Source organism: Clostridium sp. AF17-21AC (assembly GCF_003461365.1).
Taxonomy (GTDB): Bacteria; Bacillota; Clostridia; order Lachnospirales; family Lachnospiraceae; genus Coprococcus; species Coprococcus ammoniilyticus.
Map to the genome: position 1 here is coordinate 67,458 of NZ_QTWY01000001.1, position 18,426 is coordinate 85,883.

13 protein-coding genes and 1 pseudogene are annotated in these 18,426 nt (G+C 42.7%); 13 read left to right on the forward strand and 1 reads right to left on the reverse strand.

The window, feature by feature from the left end; genetic code table 11:
* Positions 1–36: 36 nt before the first annotated feature.
* Positions 37–795, forward strand: coding sequence for an immunoglobulin-like domain-containing protein (locus tag DWW85_RS00350; protein WP_117807132.1), 759 nt, complete (start codon positions 37–39; stop codon positions 793–795).
* 21 nt (positions 796–816) lie between these two features.
* On the opposite strand, the gene DWW85_RS00355 is transcribed toward DWW85_RS00350, so the two are convergent.
* On the reverse strand, positions 817–1,698 hold the full coding sequence (locus DWW85_RS00355) for an AraC family transcriptional regulator (protein WP_117807133.1): 882 nt from the start codon (positions 1,696–1,698) through the stop codon (positions 817–819).
* A 288-nt stretch (positions 1,699–1,986) separates the two neighbouring features.
* On the opposite strand from DWW85_RS00355, the pseudogene malQ reads away from it, so the two are divergent.
* From malQ to DWW85_RS00410, 12 genes and pseudogenes are all read left to right on the forward strand, one after another.
* Positions 1,987–3,456: pseudogene (gene malQ / locus DWW85_RS12825) on the forward strand (4-alpha-glucanotransferase); the annotation flags it as partial.
* Positions 3,457–3,504: 48 nt separating this feature from the next.
* Positions 3,505–5,754 carry a glycogen/starch/alpha-glucan phosphorylase gene (locus tag DWW85_RS12830; protein ID WP_242995996.1) on the forward strand — a complete coding sequence of 750 codons (2,250 nt, stop codon included), beginning with the start codon at positions 3,505–3,507 and terminating at the stop codon, positions 5,752–5,754.
* A 51-nt stretch (positions 5,755–5,805) separates the two neighbouring features.
* Positions 5,806–7,323 (forward strand): response regulator, encoded by a 1,518-nt coding sequence (locus tag DWW85_RS00365; protein ID WP_117807135.1) that lies wholly within the window; start codon positions 5,806–5,808, stop codon positions 7,321–7,323.
* Positions 7,316–9,058, forward strand: coding sequence for a sensor histidine kinase (locus DWW85_RS00370; RefSeq protein ID WP_117807136.1), 1,743 nt, complete (start codon positions 7,316–7,318; stop codon positions 9,056–9,058). Before DWW85_RS00365 ends, DWW85_RS00370 begins: the two co-directional genes overlap by 8 nt.
* A gap of 136 nt (positions 9,059–9,194) precedes the next feature.
* Positions 9,195–10,502: an extracellular solute-binding protein gene (locus tag DWW85_RS00375; RefSeq protein ID WP_117807137.1), complete on the forward strand. Its 1,308-nt coding sequence runs from the start codon at positions 9,195–9,197 to the stop codon at positions 10,500–10,502.
* Positions 10,503–10,614: 112 nt separating this feature from the next.
* On the forward strand, positions 10,615–12,000 hold the full coding sequence (locus DWW85_RS00380; RefSeq protein WP_117807138.1) for a sugar ABC transporter permease: 1,386 nt from the start codon (positions 10,615–10,617) through the stop codon (positions 11,998–12,000).
* Complete coding sequence (locus DWW85_RS00385) at positions 12,000–12,875, forward strand: sugar ABC transporter permease (protein ID WP_008399798.1); 876 nt, start codon at positions 12,000–12,002, stop codon at positions 12,873–12,875. The genes DWW85_RS00380 and DWW85_RS00385 overlap by 1 nt, the downstream gene beginning before the upstream one ends.
* A gap of 89 nt (positions 12,876–12,964) precedes the next feature.
* Positions 12,965–14,626, forward strand: coding sequence for an extracellular solute-binding protein (locus DWW85_RS00390; protein ID WP_242995963.1), 1,662 nt, complete (start codon positions 12,965–12,967; stop codon positions 14,624–14,626).
* Between the two features lie 36 nt (positions 14,627–14,662).
* A complete protein-coding gene (locus tag DWW85_RS00395; RefSeq protein WP_117807140.1) occupies positions 14,663–15,259 on the forward strand; it encodes a sugar O-acetyltransferase in 597 nt (198 codons plus the stop codon).
* 110 nt (positions 15,260–15,369) lie between these two features.
* On the forward strand, positions 15,370–16,350 hold the full coding sequence (locus DWW85_RS00400; protein WP_117807141.1) for a diaminopimelate dehydrogenase: 981 nt from the start codon (positions 15,370–15,372) through the stop codon (positions 16,348–16,350).
* Between the two features lie 16 nt (positions 16,351–16,366).
* Positions 16,367–16,894, forward strand: coding sequence for a nitroreductase (locus DWW85_RS00405; protein ID WP_021943348.1), 528 nt, complete (start codon positions 16,367–16,369; stop codon positions 16,892–16,894).
* Positions 16,895–17,050: 156 nt separating this feature from the next.
* Entirely contained in the window at positions 17,051–18,385 is a 1,335-nt protein-coding gene (locus DWW85_RS00410; RefSeq protein WP_117807142.1) for an MATE family efflux transporter, read from the forward strand.
* Positions 18,386–18,426 lie beyond the last annotated feature (41 nt).

Genomic DNA, 18,426 nt, shown 5'->3' on the forward strand with positions numbered 1-18,426 from the left:
ATATAAAAAAGAACCCAATATGAAGGAGGAAATCAAATGAAAAATGTATTAAAAACTTTAACTGGTATCTTGTTAGTTTTTGCCATGGTGGTAACAACAGGTATCAATAGCAATGCAGCAGGTATCAAAACGAATGATGGAGTACAGGCTGCGGAACAGACAACAGAGGCAGTATTGTGCGGAAATAATGTGCATGGAGGTGTTACAACACATGCATGGAAATTATGGATGGGTACAAACACAAAGGTAAGTTTTGATAACCTGCATGCTGTATATGGTGTATCAAATAAGCTTCGGAAGGCAGACTGGAAAGTATCCGATAAGAAAATTGCCAAGGTTGTAAAAACGAAGAATGGTATGCAGATTAAAACAGGCAAGAAGGCAGGTTCTGTAGTTTTACAGGCAAAGTACAGAACATCATCAGAAACGGTTGTTTATAAGCTGAAGATCAAGGTTGTGAAATCAACCTCTGCATACAAGGGAAAAGCTGTGAAAACAGAACTTGTTGAATTTGATCCGGAGTATATGGTAGTTACTTATGTATTGTACAATGGAACAAATAAAGAACGTACATTCAGCAATATGAGAGAACTCAGAAAATATGAAAATGGCAAATGGAAGAAGGTAGACGAAAAGAATATAACGATATCAGAGGGATATGTTCTTCCGGCACATAGCTGCAAGTATTGGACATTCAATCTGGCAGGCCGGTATGATCTTTCAAAGTTAGAGAAAGGTCAGTACCGTCTGTATGTTGGATATAGCAACAAGTATGTATCATTTAAGATAAAATAAACAATGCAGGGAAACGGTTTACTACCGCTTCCGGTATGCTCCCGGAGTGATGCCATATTTCTTCTTGAAGCTCCGGTTGAAGTAGGACAGGTTAAAGAAACCGCAGCTTTCTGCGATGGACAGGATGCTGTCATCGGTTGTGACAAGAAGTCTGGCTGCGATATTTAACCGGAAGTCACACAGATAGGTGGTAAAGGATACACCCATCGTATTCTTAAAAAAACGCATAAAATGGGATTCAGAGAATCCACAGTAAGAAGCAATGTCCGCAATGGATATTGCTTCTTTGTAGTTTCGGTCGATATAAGACAAGATCGCTTTGGTACGATCCAGATTCTTTGCATGATTCTTCCGGTCTGAGGTCTCTGCCTTTTGCTCTGCATGGGCATACAGGGTATAGAAGAATTCAAAATAACAGCTTTTTAGAGCAAGCCGGTATCCTTTTGGAGTAGATGAGCAGAGCACATCCACCCGGTTCAGGCAGGAGGACAGGGCTTCATATAAAGGATCGTCGCGATCATAGATGCTTTTGATATTTAGTTCATCAGAGAGCAGAGGCAGAAAAAACTCACTGTCCAGAGTATCGTGGTTTCTGGATTGGAACAGGTCAACTGAAAAGATGATATTCTCATATTCCATTGAATAGGAGGCATACTGGGAGATGCCGTGGATCCTGCCCGGCAGGATCAGAATGATATCCCCTTCCTCTACATAGTGCGTCGTGAAATCCAGCGTTACATTTCCTTTCCCCTTTTTGATATATATGATCTCCATATAGGGATGCCAGTGAAGTGGGACAGCATTGAAGTCCAGTGGTATGGAGCACAGATAGGTATTGTAAGGAAACAGTGGATCCACATGCGCTTTGGTCTCCATGTAATTTTCATATTCTAAGCTGTTCATATATAACCTCTCTTTCCTGCCTTTTCTGCTATTTTATTCCTGACAAACAGGTGGAGATGTATGACCGTATCCACTCCATGTAACATTAAATGAATCTTGATAAAATCAAACATGATAGAATAGTATCATAAAATGCTCTTATTATGCAAGAAAGAACAGAAAAAAGATACTAGAATACAAACCAGAACAGACATTCCGTATATAAGACCTTTACCTTACCTTTACCTTTATTAAATGCAGGCAACTGGATAGCTGTTCAATAGAAAATTTAATAAAGAGGTATCAGATATGAAGAAAGCGTTAGAGCGTGGTGCAGGAATCCTCCTGCCGATCAGCAGTCTCCCATCCCCATATGGAATCGGATCTCTGGGGAAAGAGGCATATGAATTTGTTGACAGGTTGAAGGAGGCAGGCCAGCGTTACTGGCAGGTGCTTCCAATCGGACCAACCAGCTTTGGTGACAGTCCGTATCAGTCATTTTCAGCATTTGCAGGCAATCCTTATTTTATCGATTTCGACATTCTGATTCATGAAGGTTTACTGACACAGGAGGAGGTAGATGCATATAGCTGGTACGATCAGCCGGATGACATTGATTACGCCCGTCTGTACAGACAAAGGTTTGAGGTATTGAGAAAAGCATATGGCAGATCGAAGCATGAGACATCAAGGCAGTATGCAGAATTTCTTACGGAAAATGAAAGCTGGCTTCCGGATTACGCCCTTTATATGGCGGTCAAGGCAGACCATGGGAATAAAGAATGGTTAAGCTGGGAAGAACCGGTTTTAAAGAGAGAAGAAACAGCACTTCGTAAGTGCGGGGAACAGTTACACGACGAGATCGGATTCTATATGTTCCTTCAGTTCAAATTCGATGAGCAGTGGAAGACACTCAAATCTTACGCCAACCGTCATGGTATCAGTCTGATCGGCGACATTCCAATCTATGTAGCACTGGACAGTGCAGATGTATGGGCAAATACAGAACAATTTCAGTTAGATCATGATCTACAGCCTGTGTGTGTAGCCGGTTGTCCACCGGATGCATTCTCCGATTACGGTCAGAAATGGGGCAATCCTTTGTATGACTGGGATCGAATGGAGCAGGATGGGTTCTCTTGGTGGAAGAACCGGATCCGTAAATCAGCCAGTCTCTATGATGTGATCCGTATCGATCATTTCATAGGGGTTGTACGGTACTATAATATTCCGGCAGACGGAGAGCCGAAGAATGGCTTCTATCTGGAAGGACCCGGAAAGAAGCTTGTAGATGCGATCGACAGTGCCAGAGGAAATGCAAAGGTGATCGCAGAAGATCTGGGAGTCGTTGTGCCGGAGGTACAGAAGCTGGTGAAGGAATCCGGATATCCGGGAATGAAGATCTTACAGTTTGGATTTGACGGAAATGCGGAGAATGAACATGCAGCGCATAATCACGAAAAGAATTACGTTGTCTATATCGGAACACACGATAATGACACATTAAAAGGATATATCGAGAATGCATCAAAGGACAATCTTACATTTATGATGAAATATCTGGGAGCGGCAAATGAGCAGGAGATCCCGGAGAAGATGATGCAGGTATTATATATGAGCCCTGCCGATACAGTTATCGTTCAGATGCAGGATCTGCTTGGAAAGGATAACGAAGCACGGATGAATCTTCCATCTACGATCGGTACAAACTGGCGCTGGCGGATGAAGAAGGGCGAATTTACAGACGAGATCAGAGACAGATTAAGGGAATTAACAAGAGTATATGGAAGAAATGCTGTGAAACAGTATTTTTGTAAGGAGGATATAATGTTAACAGAGATTTGTAAGAAGAAATATAATAAAACGATCAAGGAATGCAGCAATGAGGAGATCTATTTTGCGCTGCTTGATATGACAAAGGAATTAGCAGAAGACAAGGTTACAGAAGATGGTAAGAAAAAGGTTTACTATATATCAGCAGAGTTCCTGATCGGTAAGCTGTTATCCAATAACCTGATCAATCTTGGAATCTTTGATGAAGTAAAACAGGTGCTGGCAGAAAACGGCAAGAGCATCTATGATATCGAAGAAGTAGAGCCGGAACCATCCCTTGGAAATGGCGGACTTGGACGACTGGCAGCCTGCTTCCTTGATTCGATGGCAACACTCGGACTTCCGGGAGATGGTATCGGGTTAAATTACCATATGGGTCTGTTCAAGCAGGTATTTGAGAATAACTACCAGAAGGAGACTGCAAATCCATGGATCGAGGCAGACAGTTGGCTGACAAAGACCGATGTAAGCAACACGATCCGGTTTGGAAACTGTACCGTACAGTCCAGAATGTATGACATCGATGTGACAGGTTATGAGAACCGCACAAATAAGCTGCATTTATTTGATATTGAGAGCGTGGATGAGAGCATCATGGAGCCGGATGGCATTAGCTTTGATAAGACAGATATCAAGAAGAACCTGACACTCTGTCTCTATCCGGATGACAGTGACGAAGCCGGCAACTTACTTCGTATCTATCAGCAGTATTTCATGGTTGCAAATGGTGCAAAGCTGATCCTTGCAGAGGCAAAGGAGAAAGGTTCAAATCTTCATGATCTTGCAGATTATGCAGCCATTCAGATCAATGATACACATCCGTCTATGGTGATCCCTGAGTTGATCCGTCTGTTGATGGAAGAGGGTATCTCCTTTGATGAAGCAACAGAGATCGTAACCGATGTATGTGCTTACACCAATCATACGATCCTTGCAGAAGCATTGGAGAAATGGCCGGTTGCTTATCTGGAGAAGGTCGTTCCACAGCTTATGCCTGTGATCCGCATGCTGGATAAAAAGGTCAGAAACCGTTATAAGGATGAGCGTGTTTATATCATAGATGGTGATTCCCGTGTGCATATGGCACATATCGATATGCATTACAGCCACAGTGTAAATGGTGTTGCTTATCTTCATACCGAGATTCTGAAGAATTCAGAGCTGCATCCATTTTATGAGATCTATCCTGAGAAATTCAACAATAAGACAAATGGTATCACATTCAGAAGATGGTTGTTACACTGCAATGAAAAGCTGGCAGCCTACATCACAGAGCTGATCGGACCGGATTACAAGAAGGATGCCGATAAGTTACAGGAGCTGGCTTCTTACTATAAGGATAAGAACGTATTAGAAGAGATCCTTGCGATCAAGCAGAGCAATAAGGCAGTCTTAAAGGACTACCTGAAAGAGACACAGGGAATCGAGATCAACGAGAATTCGATCTTTGATATCCAGGTCAAGAGACTGCATGAATACAAGCGTCAGCAGATGAACGCCCTCTGGGTGATCTACAAATATTTTGAGATCAAGAAGGGACATCTGCCTGAGACTCCGATCACAGTTATATTTGGAGCAAAGGCTGCACCTGCTTATACGATCGCAAAGGACATCATTCATCTGATCCTCTGTCTGCGGGAGCTGATCGACAATGATCCTGAGGTAAGTCCGTACTTGAAAGTTGTCATGATCGAGAATTATAATGTATCAAAAGCAGCAAAGATCATTCCGGCATGCGATATCTCAGAGCAGATCTCACTGGCATCCAAGGAAGCATCCGGAACAGGAAATATGAAGTTCATGCTAAACGGTGCGGTTACTCTTGGAACCCGTGACGGTGCAAATGTAGAGATCGGAGAACTGGTGGGCGAGGATAATATTTATTTCTTTGGTGAATCCAGTGAAGAAGTGATCGAGCACTATGCAAAGGCAGACTATGTGGCAAGAGAGTATTATGAGAAGCCGGAGATCAAGAAGCTGGTAGACTTTATCGTAAGTGATGAGCTGCTTGCGATCGGTCAGAAGGAAGCTCTTACCAGACTTCATAACGAGCTGATCGTAAAAGACTGGTTTATGACACTTCTTGATGTCTGTGATTACATTCAGACAAAGGAACAGGTGCTTGCTGATTATGAAAATCGTATGGGCTGGGCCGAGAAGACTCTGGTAAATATCAGCAAGGCAGGCTTCTTCTCCTCTGATCGTACGATCGCAGAATATAATAAAGATATCTGGAAGCTGTAAAATGTGTTAAAATAAGATATATATTTCCACCATAGAAAGGCGTTGATAGATATGTACAAGATATTGATCGTAGATGATGAGAAGATAGAAAGAAACGGTATCCGGTTTCTTTTAAAAAAACTGAATCTGGAATTTGAGATTGCAGAGGCGGTAAATGGTGTGGATGCACTGGAGAAGCTGGAAAAAGAAGATTTTGATATCCTGCTTACAGATGTAAAGATGCCTTTCATGGATGGAATCGAACTGATCGACCATGTTGTGAAGGAAAAGAAAAAGCTGCGCACAGTCATATTCAGCGGATGCAATGAATTCGACTATGCAAAGAAAGCAATCCGGCTGGGTGTTGTTGATTATATTCTAAAGCCGGTCGATCCAAATGAATTCAAGAATACCCTGAATAAGGTTGTAAATGAATTGGAAGAGGCAAAGGCTTCGGACGAGTTTAAGAATAAGAGCATGGAATTCTTATATGAGCATGCGCTCTATATGCTGTTGAACGGAACGGATGTTACGAAGCTCAGACAGGAATACAGCGGATTATCGCTTGATCTGGGTAAATTCAAGAATATGCTTTTGATGGAATTCAATCATGATTTCTTCGGCAGACGTGGAGTGGATTTCAAAGAAAATGAGAACTTAAAGTCAATTGGAATCCTGCAATATCTGAACCTGAACCAGCAGCAGGAGATCTTATTCTTAGGGGATGAGATGAATATTCTCCGTAAGACAAATGAGATCGTAAAGATCATCAAAGCCGATTATGATGCTGACTGTTACATAGCGATATCCTCTGATATCGGTGATCTGTCCGAAGTGGCAGATAAGATGGAAGAACTCGAAGTGCTGATGGAGAACAAATTCTACCATCCGGAGATTCATGTATTTTATCCGAACATGGAGGGCGAGACTCCGGGTATTATCCAGTTCGATGATGATACCTTTATGAAGCAGATGAAACAGGATATCAAGATGAAGGATGTGGAAGCACTCCGGGAGCATTTCCAGAGATTCTGTGAGAAGTACAGACATAAGACAGAGTACTCCCAAATCTATATCAAGTTCCTGTTCTCGAATCTGATGAAGGATATCTACGGAAGCATTGATGAGACTGACGAAGCAGAGCTAAATAAAGACATTGAGAAATTATATATGGCGACAGATTTTCAGGTGTTGACGGAGCTTGTCGAAGAAGCGATCCGGAGACTGGAAACCTGTTTTGCAGGAAAGACACAGATGGCGCATCGGGAAGTAGAACTGGTGAAGCAGTATATTTACCGGAACTATGGAAGCGAGCTTGGAATCGATATGCTGGCGGATATGGTACATCTCGCACCGAGCTATCTAAGTACGGTATTTAAGAAGGAAACCGGACAGAATCTAAGCAAATTCATCAAGGCATACCGGATGGAACAGGCAAAGGATATGTTAGAGAACAGCATGACGAAGATCGTAGATATCAGTGTGGCGTGCGGATATCCGAATGTGTCTTACTTCTGTTCCAGCTTCCGTGAGTTCTTTGGCGTGAGTCCGCAGAAATTCAGAGAGAGCGGAGGACAGGCGGATGCATAAAGAACGAATAGATAAAAGGATAAAAAGAGGGTTCCAGAATCTGCGATTATCCGGCAAGCTGTTGGTCATTTATATACTTGCCGGGTTTCTTCCGATCATGATCACGCTGACGATCACCTACCATGAGATGAAGAAGATCCTGTGGGATCGTGAGACAATGATCCTGGAATCGTATCTGACACAGACGACAGATGCGCTTGATAATGAGTTAGAGATTTATAACAATCTTTCTAATTATATATCCTATAATCAGTCGATCGCGAAGATCTTAAGCTCAGATCAGAGTACATATCAGAATTATGAGCAGGTGGCAAGTGTTATAGATCCCCTGCTTTCTTCTATTATGTATTTTCATGATGATGTAAAGCAGGTAACGATCTACACGGATGCCTGTCAGGTGAAGCACGGCAGTACGATCGCCCCCATTACCACGCTTGAAAATGAAGAGACGAACTATGGAATAGTTGACGATAACCAGATCCACTGGATCGTGAATGCGAAGGATAAGACTGCGTATTCGTTAAACCGCATGGCCATGCTGGAGCAGAAAAAGGCGAAGGGTCTGCTCTATGTAGGGGTGGATTATGACAGCGTATTCCAGCCGTTTAATAACGAAACGGTATTTGATAATTATGGCGTTGTGATAGAGGATGCAGAAGGTAACTGCATCTTTAAAAAGAGTGTATTTACAGAAGAAAAACAGCCGTATGAATTATCAGAGGAACAGTTCTTTGCAACAGTAGGGCAGAAGGATTCCGGTTATCAGTTTATTAAGCGGGAGTCGAAGGCATCCGGCTGGAAGATCTGGATCTATAAGCCGGATCGACTGATCATTTCTTCGATTCAGCCAATCTTAATAATTGCTGCAGCAGCAATCCTGGTCAGTCTGATCGCAGCAGTCGCATGTATCCGTATAATTTCCGAGTTCATAACGAAACGTATCAGTAAGCTTCAGAAGAAAATGCGTAATCTGGAAACCGGGAATCTTGGTATGGAGATTGAGAATGACAGTACGGATGAGATCGGTGATCTGATCAATGGTTATAACAGTATGACGAAGCGTCTGGATGCAACGATCAATGAAGTATACCGAAGCAAGATCAAAGAAAAGGAATATGAGATGCGGGCGTTGCAGGCGCAGATCAATCCGCATTTCCTGTATAATTCCCTGTCTATCATTAACTGGAAAGCATTAGAGGCAGACCAGGAGGATATCAGTCGTATCACGTTGTCGTTGTCCACCTTTTACCGGACAGCGTTAAATAAGGGAAAGAATATCCTGCTTGTCCGGGATGAGATCGCGAACATCAAAGCATATCTGGATATCCAGCTTACGATGCACGATGACAGTTTCGATGTTATCTATGATATCGATGATTCCATTTTAAAATATGAAACACTGAACCTGATCTTACAGCCGATCCTCGAGAATGCGATCCATCATGGCATAGATCTGAAACAGGATGGCAGAGGAGAGATCCGGATCAGTGGAAAAGAGGACGATAAAGATATCCGGTTTGCGGTATCCGATAATGGTGTCGGTATGACCCAAGAACAGGCGGAGCTGATACTGACTGCCGATTCGAAGGGCTATGGTGTGCGAAATGTCAATGAACGTATCAAACTGTATTATGGCGCGGAATATGCGGTTTGTATCGACAGTGAAGTTGGCAGGGGAACGACTGTCACGATCCATTTTCCAAAAGAACTGCATGCAGAAATCAAACATTCATAAAAAACCAACATGTTTCTGAAATTATTGATATATACGGTGAAACGGTTCCTTTTTATAATAATGTCATAAGGTAAAGGTACTGCAAAAGTATTAAAAAACAAACAAAAAACATGACTTATTTAAAGGAGGAACGGTTATGAAGTTTAGAAAGTATGCAGCAATTGCACTGGCAGGAGCTATGTGCATGTCATTACTCGCAGGATGTGGAGATAAGAAGGATGATACATCTAAGGATTCCACAACAGCATCAAATGCAGAGGTAACATCAGGAGAGAGTACTGATGCATCTGCAGAAGAAGAAAACATTAAAGCAACAATTACAGTATGGGGACCTGCTGAGGATCAGTCACCGGATTATGGTGAATGGCTTCAGGGAAGATGTGAAGCATTTAATAAGGAACATCCAAATTGGGATCTTTCATTTGAATATGGTACATGCAGCGAGGCAGATGCAGGAAAGACCGTAACACAGGATGTATCCGCATCAGCAGATGTATATATGTTCGCAAACGACCAGTTACAGACACTGATCGATGCAAATGCAATCTCGGAGTTAGGCGGAAGCACAGCAGACTATGTAAAGTCAACAAACTCACAGGCAGTTGTGAATTCTATCACAGTAGATGGCGGAATCTATGGTGTTCCGTTTACAACAAATACATGGTTTTTATACTATAACAAGAAAGTATATTCAGACAGCGATGTAAAGAGCCTTGATACAATGCTTGAAAAAGGAAAAGTTGCTTTTCCTCTTACAAACGGCTGGTATAATGCAGCATTCTATCTTGCAAACGGATGTACATTATTCGGTGATGGTACAGATAACGACGCAGGAATCAATTTTGGCGGAGACAATGGAAAGGCTGTTACAGATTACCTTGTAGATCTTGTAGCAAATAAGAATTTTGTAAATGATGAATCCGGTGTTGGTATTTCCGGTATGACAGATGGATCTATCGCAGCTATGTTCTCCGGTTCATGGGATTATAAGGCATTACATGATGCACTTGGTGACGATCTTGGAATCGCAGCTATGCCTACAGCCAAGATCGGCGGATCTGACAAGCAGTTACTTTCATTCGCCGGTTCAAAGGCAATCGGTGTAAATCCAAACTGTGAATATCCACAGGTAGCAGTAGCACTTGCCCTGTACCTTGGTAACGAGGAATCACAGCAGTCACATTATGAAGCAAGAAGTATTGTTCCTTGTAACACAAATCTTTTAGAGAGTGATACGGTAAAGAATGATGCATTAGTAACAGCTCAGAACGATACCTTCAACAATACATCTATGATCCAGCCGTTCGTACCTAAGATGGGTAACTTCTGGACACCAGCAGAGAATTTTGGTAAGGCACTCTTGAATGGTGAAGTTACACATGATAATGCTGCTGAGCAGACAGAAGCATTCAATACATCATTGAACACAGATGTAGCAGAGTAAAAATAAACAGAGCATAAGACGAAGTGTTCCATTTCCACAGGGGTGGTGGAACACTTTATCTTATGAAAGAAACGCAAAAACGTAACATTTACTTTGAGACGGAGGTGTCAGGATGGCTGAAGCGACAGTAAGCAAAAAGAAAAAAATAAGACGAAGTGATTATCCATATACTGTTTTCAAGGCCATGAGAAATGGTGACTGGATCACCAGATTATCGTTCCTGATCATGGGATTCGGAAACATTGTCAGAAAACAGTTTGTAAAAGGTGTATCATTTCTGGTACTTGAAAGCATATTTATTTATTTCATGATAAAAAACGGTGCATCTCTTCTGACCGATTTCTTCCATCTGGGAGGAGCAGAACAGGAGAAGGTGTGGAATGATGCAAAAGGCATATTTGAATATACACAGGGTGACAATTCTCTTTTGATGTTATTATATGGAGTAGCCACGGTATTTATCATATTTGCATTTGTATGCCTCTGGGTAGTCAGTGTCGAGAGCGCATATCGTGCACAGTGCCTGCATGATGCAGGGAAGAAAGTTCCGGGATTCACAGATGATATTAAGAGTTTATTTGATAAAAACCTTCATATGTTTCTGCTTCCACTTCCGGTACTCGGGATTGTTGTTTTTACGATCCTTCCGCTCGTATTCATGATCTGTATGGCATTTACAAATTACAGTAAGCTGGATTCTCATACAGTATTGTTTAACTGGGTAGGACTGAAAAACTTTGCCAAGATTTTGAATTTTAATGACGCAGTCGGAAGTACATTCTGGTCTGTTCTTGGGTGGACACTAGTATGGGCGGTTGCTGCGACATTTACCAACTATATCTTCGGTATGATCCTTGCAATGGTCATCAATCGAAAGGGAACAAGATGTAAGGGTGTGTGGAGGTCGATCTTCATGTTATCCGCAGCCGTTCCACAGTTTGTATCCCTGCTTTTGATGCGTACGATCTTCAGTCAGAATGGTATCGTAAATACCTTATTACTGAATCATCATATCATCGACAATGCAATTCCGTTCTGGAGCAACGCAACCATTGCCCGTATCATGGTTATCGTGATCAATATCTGGATCGGTATTCCGTTTACCATTATGCAGGTGACCGGTATCTTACAAAGTATACCGGAAGATATCTATGAGGCCGCAAAAGTAGATGGAGCCGGACCGGTGAAGATCTTCTTTAAGATCACACTTCCATATATGTTATTTGTAACAGCTCCGTATCTGATCACGACCTTTGCAGGTAATATTAATAACTTTAATGTAATCTATCTTCTGTCAAACGGAGCACCGATTCCGGTTGGAAAGACAGCAGGAAAGACCGATCTTCTGGTTACCTGGCTCTACAAGCTGACAGTTGATAATCAGTATTATAATCTGGGTGCGGTTATCGGTATCATGACATTTATCGTTCTTGCGATCGTATCTCTGATCACTTATCATAATACAACATCTTATAAAGACGAGGAGGGATTCCAGTAATGACTAAAACAGGTAAGAAAATAAATGGAAAACAGAAGCTTACACCATCGGATATCGTTGTTCATATTATACTGGTAATTCTTTCCGTGATCTGGGTGATCCCGATTCTGTGGATCGTTCTGATCAGCTTCCGTGGAGAAAAAGGACAGTATGTTTCTACATTGCTGCCAAAGGCGTATACTCTTGGCAATTACACAAAGTTATTTACAGATACCGGTATCCTGAATTTTCCGAAGATGTTCATGAATACTTTGATTATTGCGATCTTCTCCTGTATAATATCTACAGTATTTGTATTGGCGATGTCATACTGTATGTCGAGAATGCGTTTCCGACTGAGACGCCCATTTATGAATGTAGCATTGATCCTTGGTATGTTCCCGGGATTCATGGCTATGATCGCAGTTTATTATATCTTAAAGGCGATCGGACTGTCAGAAGGATCCTTGATCCGTGTTGCACTTATCCTGGTTTATTCCGGTGGTGCAGGCTTACAGTTCTATATTGCAAAAGGCTTCTTTGATACGATTCCGAAGTCGATCGAGGAAGCAGCTTATCTGGACGGAGCAACCAGATGGCAGTCGTTTACTAAGATCATTATTCCGTTAAGCCGTCCGATCATTGTATATACGGTTCTGAATTCCTTTCTTGCTCCTTGGATTGATTTCGTATTTGCAAAGGTTATCTGCCGTGCAAATAAGGATTACTATACCGTATCTATCGGACTTTGGAATATGTTAGAGAAAGAATATGTGTATCCGTGGTTCAATTCCTTTGCAGCCGGTGCGGTGCTGATCTCAATTCCGATCATCATTCTGTTCATGTTTATGCAGAAGTGTTATCGTGAGAGCTTCTCCGGTGGTGTAAAAGGTTAAGGGATCATATGATTATTTGCTTATAGTTTGGTTGAAACAGAGGAATGTATATGATTACAGGTTCGTATTTAAAAAAGATTATTTCATGTGTGCTGATTATAAATTTATTGATCTTATGTGGATGCGGTGATTCCGGGGCTACCCCCTCCACCCGGGAGAATGCAGAGACAAAAGAAGAATATGAAGCTGCGTTATATACAGCCCGCACGACACCTTACGGAAAATATCCGGAACAGCTTACCTACACACTGGGTAAGCTGTCCGGAGCAAATAATTCCAATCTCCCGGATGGCGAGACGTATGAAAATAATGCTTATACAAGGCTGTTGAATGAAAGGCTAAATGTTCAAAACCAGGATGTGTTTGAGGCTATGGATGAGCAATATACCGATAGTGTGACCATGGTGATCGCACAGAATGATCTTCCGGATGTGATGATCGTGGAGGATCTGGATGAGCTTCAGTATCTGGTGGATAATGATATGATCGCAGATCTGACAGACAGCTATAATAACTGTATGAGCGATACGATCAAGAATATATATGGAAGCTATGGTCGGGATATCCTTGATGTTGTAACCTTTGGCGGGAAGATCATGGCGATACCGGAAACGAATATCTCAGACGGACCGAATCTGATCTGGCTTCGTAAGGATTGGATGGATGCACTTGGGCTGTCCGCACCGAGAACACTCTCGGATGTAGAAGAGATCATAAGACAATTTAAAGAAAAAGATCCCGGACATAATGGGGCAGGAAATACCGTAGGGCTTGTATGTGATACCAGTCTCTGCGGCGGTTGTGGTTATAGCAGCGAATACACATTAGATATTATATTTGCTGCATATGGTGCATTTCCGAAACAGTGGATTTATGATGAGGACGGCAATGTTGTCTATGGTTCGGTTCAGCCGGAGGCGAAAGAGGCACTTGCCCATATCCATGAGTTGTATAAAGAGGGAATTCTGGATCAGGATTTTCTGATGCGGACGAGCAGTAACCTGATCGAGCTGATCGTGGATGGTCAATGCGGTTCTTTCTTTGGCCCTTGGTGGGCGCCGAATAATCCACTGATGCAGGCAGTGGAACAGAATAAAGATGCCGAGTGGCAGCCTTATCTGATCGCAACAGAGGAATCCGGACTTACCAGTTATCATACACAGAATCCTTCCAGTAAGTATATTGTAGTGCGTAAGGGTTATGAATATCCGGAGATTGCATGTAAGATTGTTAGTGTATTATTTGACTATTTGCGGTATAATGACAGAGACAATCAGGAGATTGTCGATTATTATAAAGAAAATGTAGACCCTACCGCCAGACCGTTTGCGATTAATGTAGATTACAACAATGCTTTGCAGATCTGCTATGGAGAATTGAATCATGTATTTGCGGGGGACAAATCCGCAGATGATCTGAACGTACTGGAATATTCCTATTATGAGGCATGCGAATCCTATCTGAAGGATGCGGAGAATGCCAGTGCGGAAGATTGGGCGGCGTACGCTTCCCGTATCACAGCCTGTAAGATCTTAAACGATGGAAGGACAAACAAAGTAGAGTCGTTATATTTTGGAGAAACGGAAACGATGGTCACAGACTGGTGGAGCCTTGAGAATCTGGAAAGTGACACCTATCTAAAGATTGTAACCGGCGAGAGCTCACTCGATGAATTTGATCGTTTTGTCGAGAATTGGTATCAGAATGGCGGGGAAACGATTACAAAAGAGGTACGGGCTGAGATAGAATAAGAAGTTTCCAATGTTTTTATACGGAGGCATATTAAGATGACAGAAAGAGAAAAAATGATAGCAGGATTCGTTTATGATCCATCTGATGATGAATTAATACAATTAAGACAGAATGCGCATCGGTTGAGTAAGGAGTATAATGACTGCTTTGAGACGGATGAGAAACGCGAGAAGATTCTGGCAGAGCTGATTCCGAATAAGGGTAAGAATGTATATCTTCAGGGACCGGTTCAGTTCGATTACGGCTGCTTTACCGAGATAGGCGAGAACAGTTATGCGAATTTTAATTTTACCTGTCTGGACTGTGCACCTGTTAAGATCGGCTGCAATGTATTTATGGGACCGAATGTTTCTCTGCTGACACCGATGCATCCGTTTCGTTTTCAGGAGCGTAACATTTATAAGAGGGAAGACGGCGTGTATACAGACCGGGAGTATGCGAAGCCGATCACGATCGGAGATAACTGTTGGCTGGCAGGAAATGTAACAGTATGTGGCGGTGTAACGATTGGCAGCGGTTCTGTGATCGGAGCGGGAAGCGTGGTTACGAGAGATATCCCATCGGGAGTACTGGCTGCCGGAAATCCATGCAGAGTCATTCGCGAGATCACGGAGGAAGACTGTTTAAAGTAGAATTATATTGTTGAGAAAAAGAAATGGGAGTCTGTCAATGAAAAAGTTGACAGGCTCTTTTTGAATCATTAAACTGAAAGAAGAGTAATTTTTGTAAAGGAGTATGAAACATGAAAATAGGTATTTTAGGATATGGAAATCTTGGACGAGGTGTTGAGTGTGCGATCAAGCAGAATCCGGATATGGAGCTTGCAGCGGTATTTACCAGACGTGCACCTGAGACAGTATCGATATTAACAGAGGGAGCAGCCGTTTGTTCTGTAAATGATGTGGAGCAGTGGAAGGATAAGATCGATGTTATGATACTCTGCGGCGGCAGTGCTACCGATCTGCCGGAGCAGACACCAAAGTATGCAGAGATGTTCAATGTTGTAGACAGCTTCGATACACATGCAAGAATTCCGGAGCATTTTGCAAATGTAGATGCTGCCGCAAAGAAGAATGGTCATGTCGGCATCATCTCAGTAGGCTGGGATCCGGGTATGTTCTCTTTAAACCGTATGTATGCAAATGCAATCTTACCGGAAGGTCGTGATTATACATTCTGGGGAAAAGGTGTCAGCCAGGGACATTCCGATGCGATCCGTCGTGTAGAGGGTGTTAAGGATGGCAAGCAGTACACGATCCCTGTAGAAGCAGCACTGGAAGCAGTCAGAAATGGTGAGAATCCCGAACTTACAACCAGACAGAAGCACACAAGAGAGTGCTTTGTTGTATTAGAGGATGGTGCCGATCCTGTAAAAGTTGAAGAAACGATCAAGAACATGCCAAACTATTTTGCCGATTATGATACAACGGTTCACTTTATCAGTGAAGAAGAATTAAAGGCAAACCACAGTGGAATTCCTCATGGTGGATTTGTGATCCGTTCCGGTAAGACCGGCTGGAATCTGGAAAATAATCATGTGATCGAATACAGCCTGAAGCTGGATTCCAACCCGGAATTCACATCCTGTGTCATCGTGGCTTATGCAAGAGCAGCATACCGCCTGTACAAAGAAGGACAGAGCGGATGTAAGACCGTGTTCGATATAGCACCGGCGTACTTGAGCGCAAAAGACGGAGCAGAACTCCGCAAGAGCTTGTTGTAATAAGGAGAATTTTAAGATGAGCGTTGTTTTGGATGAGATGAAGACGAGAAGAAGCATCCGGAAGTTCAAACCGGATATGGTTCCGGCGGATGTTCTGGATCAGATCATTGAAGCAGGAACATTTGCTGCAAATGGCAGAGGCTTGCAGTCTCCGATCATTATTGCGGTAACAAATAAAGAGATGCGGGATAAGATCATGGAGATGAACCGTATGATCGGCGGCTGGGAGGAAGGCTTTGATCCATTTTACGGAGCACCTGTTATATTGATCGTACTGGCAGATGCATCCTGTCCGACTGCTGTCTATGACGGAAGCCTGACGATGGGAAATCTGATGCTTGCCGCACATGATCTTGGAATCGGAAGCTGCTGGATCCATCGTGCAAAAGAAGAATTCGAAAGCGAAGAAGGAAAGCAGATCCTTGAAGGCCTTGGAATCACCGGCGACTATATCGGTGTCGGACATTGCGCACTTGGATTTACGGATGGAGCGTATCCTGATGTTATTCCAAGAAAGGATAACAGAGTATACTATATTCGCTAAGCATTTATTGACATTCTGAAAAAATATGGTAGAATAGCCACGAAAACGAATGAAGTGGATTTTTCCGGATAATAAATAAGTCATCTTTTCGCCACACAGCTATAAGTGAAACCATTTATAACTGTGTGGCGTTTTTATGTAGAGAGGGAGAAACATATGAACGAAGAATTTATGAAAGAACGATCGGTGCTGCCGCTGCTTTTGTCAATGGCACTTCCGATGATATTATCGATGTTGGTCAATTCTCTGTACAACATTGTGGACAGCTTTTTTGTAGCGAAGATCAGCGAGGATGCGATGACAGCTCTGTCGCTTGTCTTTCCGATCCAGAATTTTGTAAATGCGGTAGCCATCGGTTTTGGCGTGGGAATCAATGCGGTGATCGCGTTCTATCTCGGCGCAAAGGAACCGGACAAGGCAAATGCAGCAGCGTCAAAGGGTACTCTTCTTTCTGTTGTTCATGGTGTGATCATGACAGTAGTCTGTATCCTGATCATGCCGGGATTTCTGCGGATGTTCACATCGAATGAGACAGTTGTTCAGATGGGAATTCAGTATTCGATGATCGTATTTGCATTTTCTGTTATTATTTCCATTGATCTGTCATTTGAGAAGATCTATCAGGCAGTTGGAAGAATGGTTGTTACAATGGTCGGACTTGGCGGTGGATGCCTGATGAACATTGTATTAGATCCTCTATTGATCTTCGGTATCGGACCATTTCCGAAAATGGGAATCCGGGGTGCTGCACTTGCAACCGGACTTGGACAGGTGTTTACCCTGTTGATCTATCTGTTTGTCTATGTGTTCCGTCCAATATCCGTAAAGATCGGCAGACGATATCTGCATACGGAGGATTATCTGACAGGGAAGTTGTATGCGATTGGTATTCCGGCTATTCTTAATATGGCACTTCCGTCCCTGCTTACGACTGCACTGAATGCGATATTAAGTACCTATTCACAGATCTATGTTGTGATCCTTGGAATCTATTATAAATTGCAGACATTTTTATATCTTCCTGCAAACGGCATGATCCAGGGTATGCGTCCGGTAATTAGCTATAATTACGGAGCGGGAGAGCATAAGCGTGTCCGCAGCATTTATAATATTACACTTACGATCATTGGTCTGATCATGGTATTTGGAACAGTGATCTGTCTGATCTTCCCGGCTAAATTGATCGGAATGTTCTCGGATAATCAGGTAACGATCACGGAGGGCGTGACGGCACTTCGGATCATCTGTGCCGGATTTATTGTTTCTTCGGTATCCGTGACTTCATCCGGTGCATTAGAGGGACTTGGCAAGGGTACGCCATCATTGATGATCTCCCTGCTTCGCTATGTGGTTGTCATCATTCCGGCTGCATTTGTACTCAGTCGTATCTTTGGTGTTGTCGGTGTCTGGAATGCGTTCTGGGTAGCAGAACTGATAACAGCAGTTGCCGCACTTTTCATTTACCGACAGGCAGTTAAGAGAAAAAGTTAAGATTTCATAGATTGCACAGTTGCATGAAAAAGAAGATAATA

Bases quoted from the DNA above. Each gene is read 5' to 3' on its own strand.
- DWW85_RS00350 (WP_117807132.1), top strand. From the start codon at position 37: ATGAAAAATGTATTAAAAACTTTAACTGGTATCTTGTTAGTTTTTGCC.
- DWW85_RS00355 (WP_117807133.1), bottom strand. From the start codon at position 1,698: ATGAACAGCTTAGAATATGAAAATTACATGGAGACCAAAGCGCATGTG.
- DWW85_RS12830 (WP_242995996.1), top strand. From the start codon at position 3,505: ATGTTAACAGAGATTTGTAAGAAGAAATATAATAAAACGATCAAGGAA.
- DWW85_RS00365 (WP_117807135.1), top strand. From the start codon at position 5,806: ATGTACAAGATATTGATCGTAGATGATGAGAAGATAGAAAGAAACGGT.
- DWW85_RS00370 (WP_117807136.1), top strand. From the start codon at position 7,316: ATGCATAAAGAACGAATAGATAAAAGGATAAAAAGAGGGTTCCAGAAT.
- DWW85_RS00375 (WP_117807137.1), top strand. From the start codon at position 9,195: ATGAAGTTTAGAAAGTATGCAGCAATTGCACTGGCAGGAGCTATGTGC.
- DWW85_RS00380 (WP_117807138.1), top strand. From the start codon at position 10,615: ATGGCTGAAGCGACAGTAAGCAAAAAGAAAAAAATAAGACGAAGTGAT.
- DWW85_RS00385 (WP_008399798.1), top strand. From the start codon at position 12,000: ATGACTAAAACAGGTAAGAAAATAAATGGAAAACAGAAGCTTACACCA.
- DWW85_RS00395 (WP_117807140.1), top strand. From the start codon at position 14,663: ATGACAGAAAGAGAAAAAATGATAGCAGGATTCGTTTATGATCCATCT.
- DWW85_RS00400 (WP_117807141.1), top strand. From the start codon at position 15,370: ATGAAAATAGGTATTTTAGGATATGGAAATCTTGGACGAGGTGTTGAG.
- DWW85_RS00405 (WP_021943348.1), top strand. From the start codon at position 16,367: ATGAGCGTTGTTTTGGATGAGATGAAGACGAGAAGAAGCATCCGGAAG.
- DWW85_RS00410 (WP_117807142.1), top strand. From the start codon at position 17,051: ATGAACGAAGAATTTATGAAAGAACGATCGGTGCTGCCGCTGCTTTTG.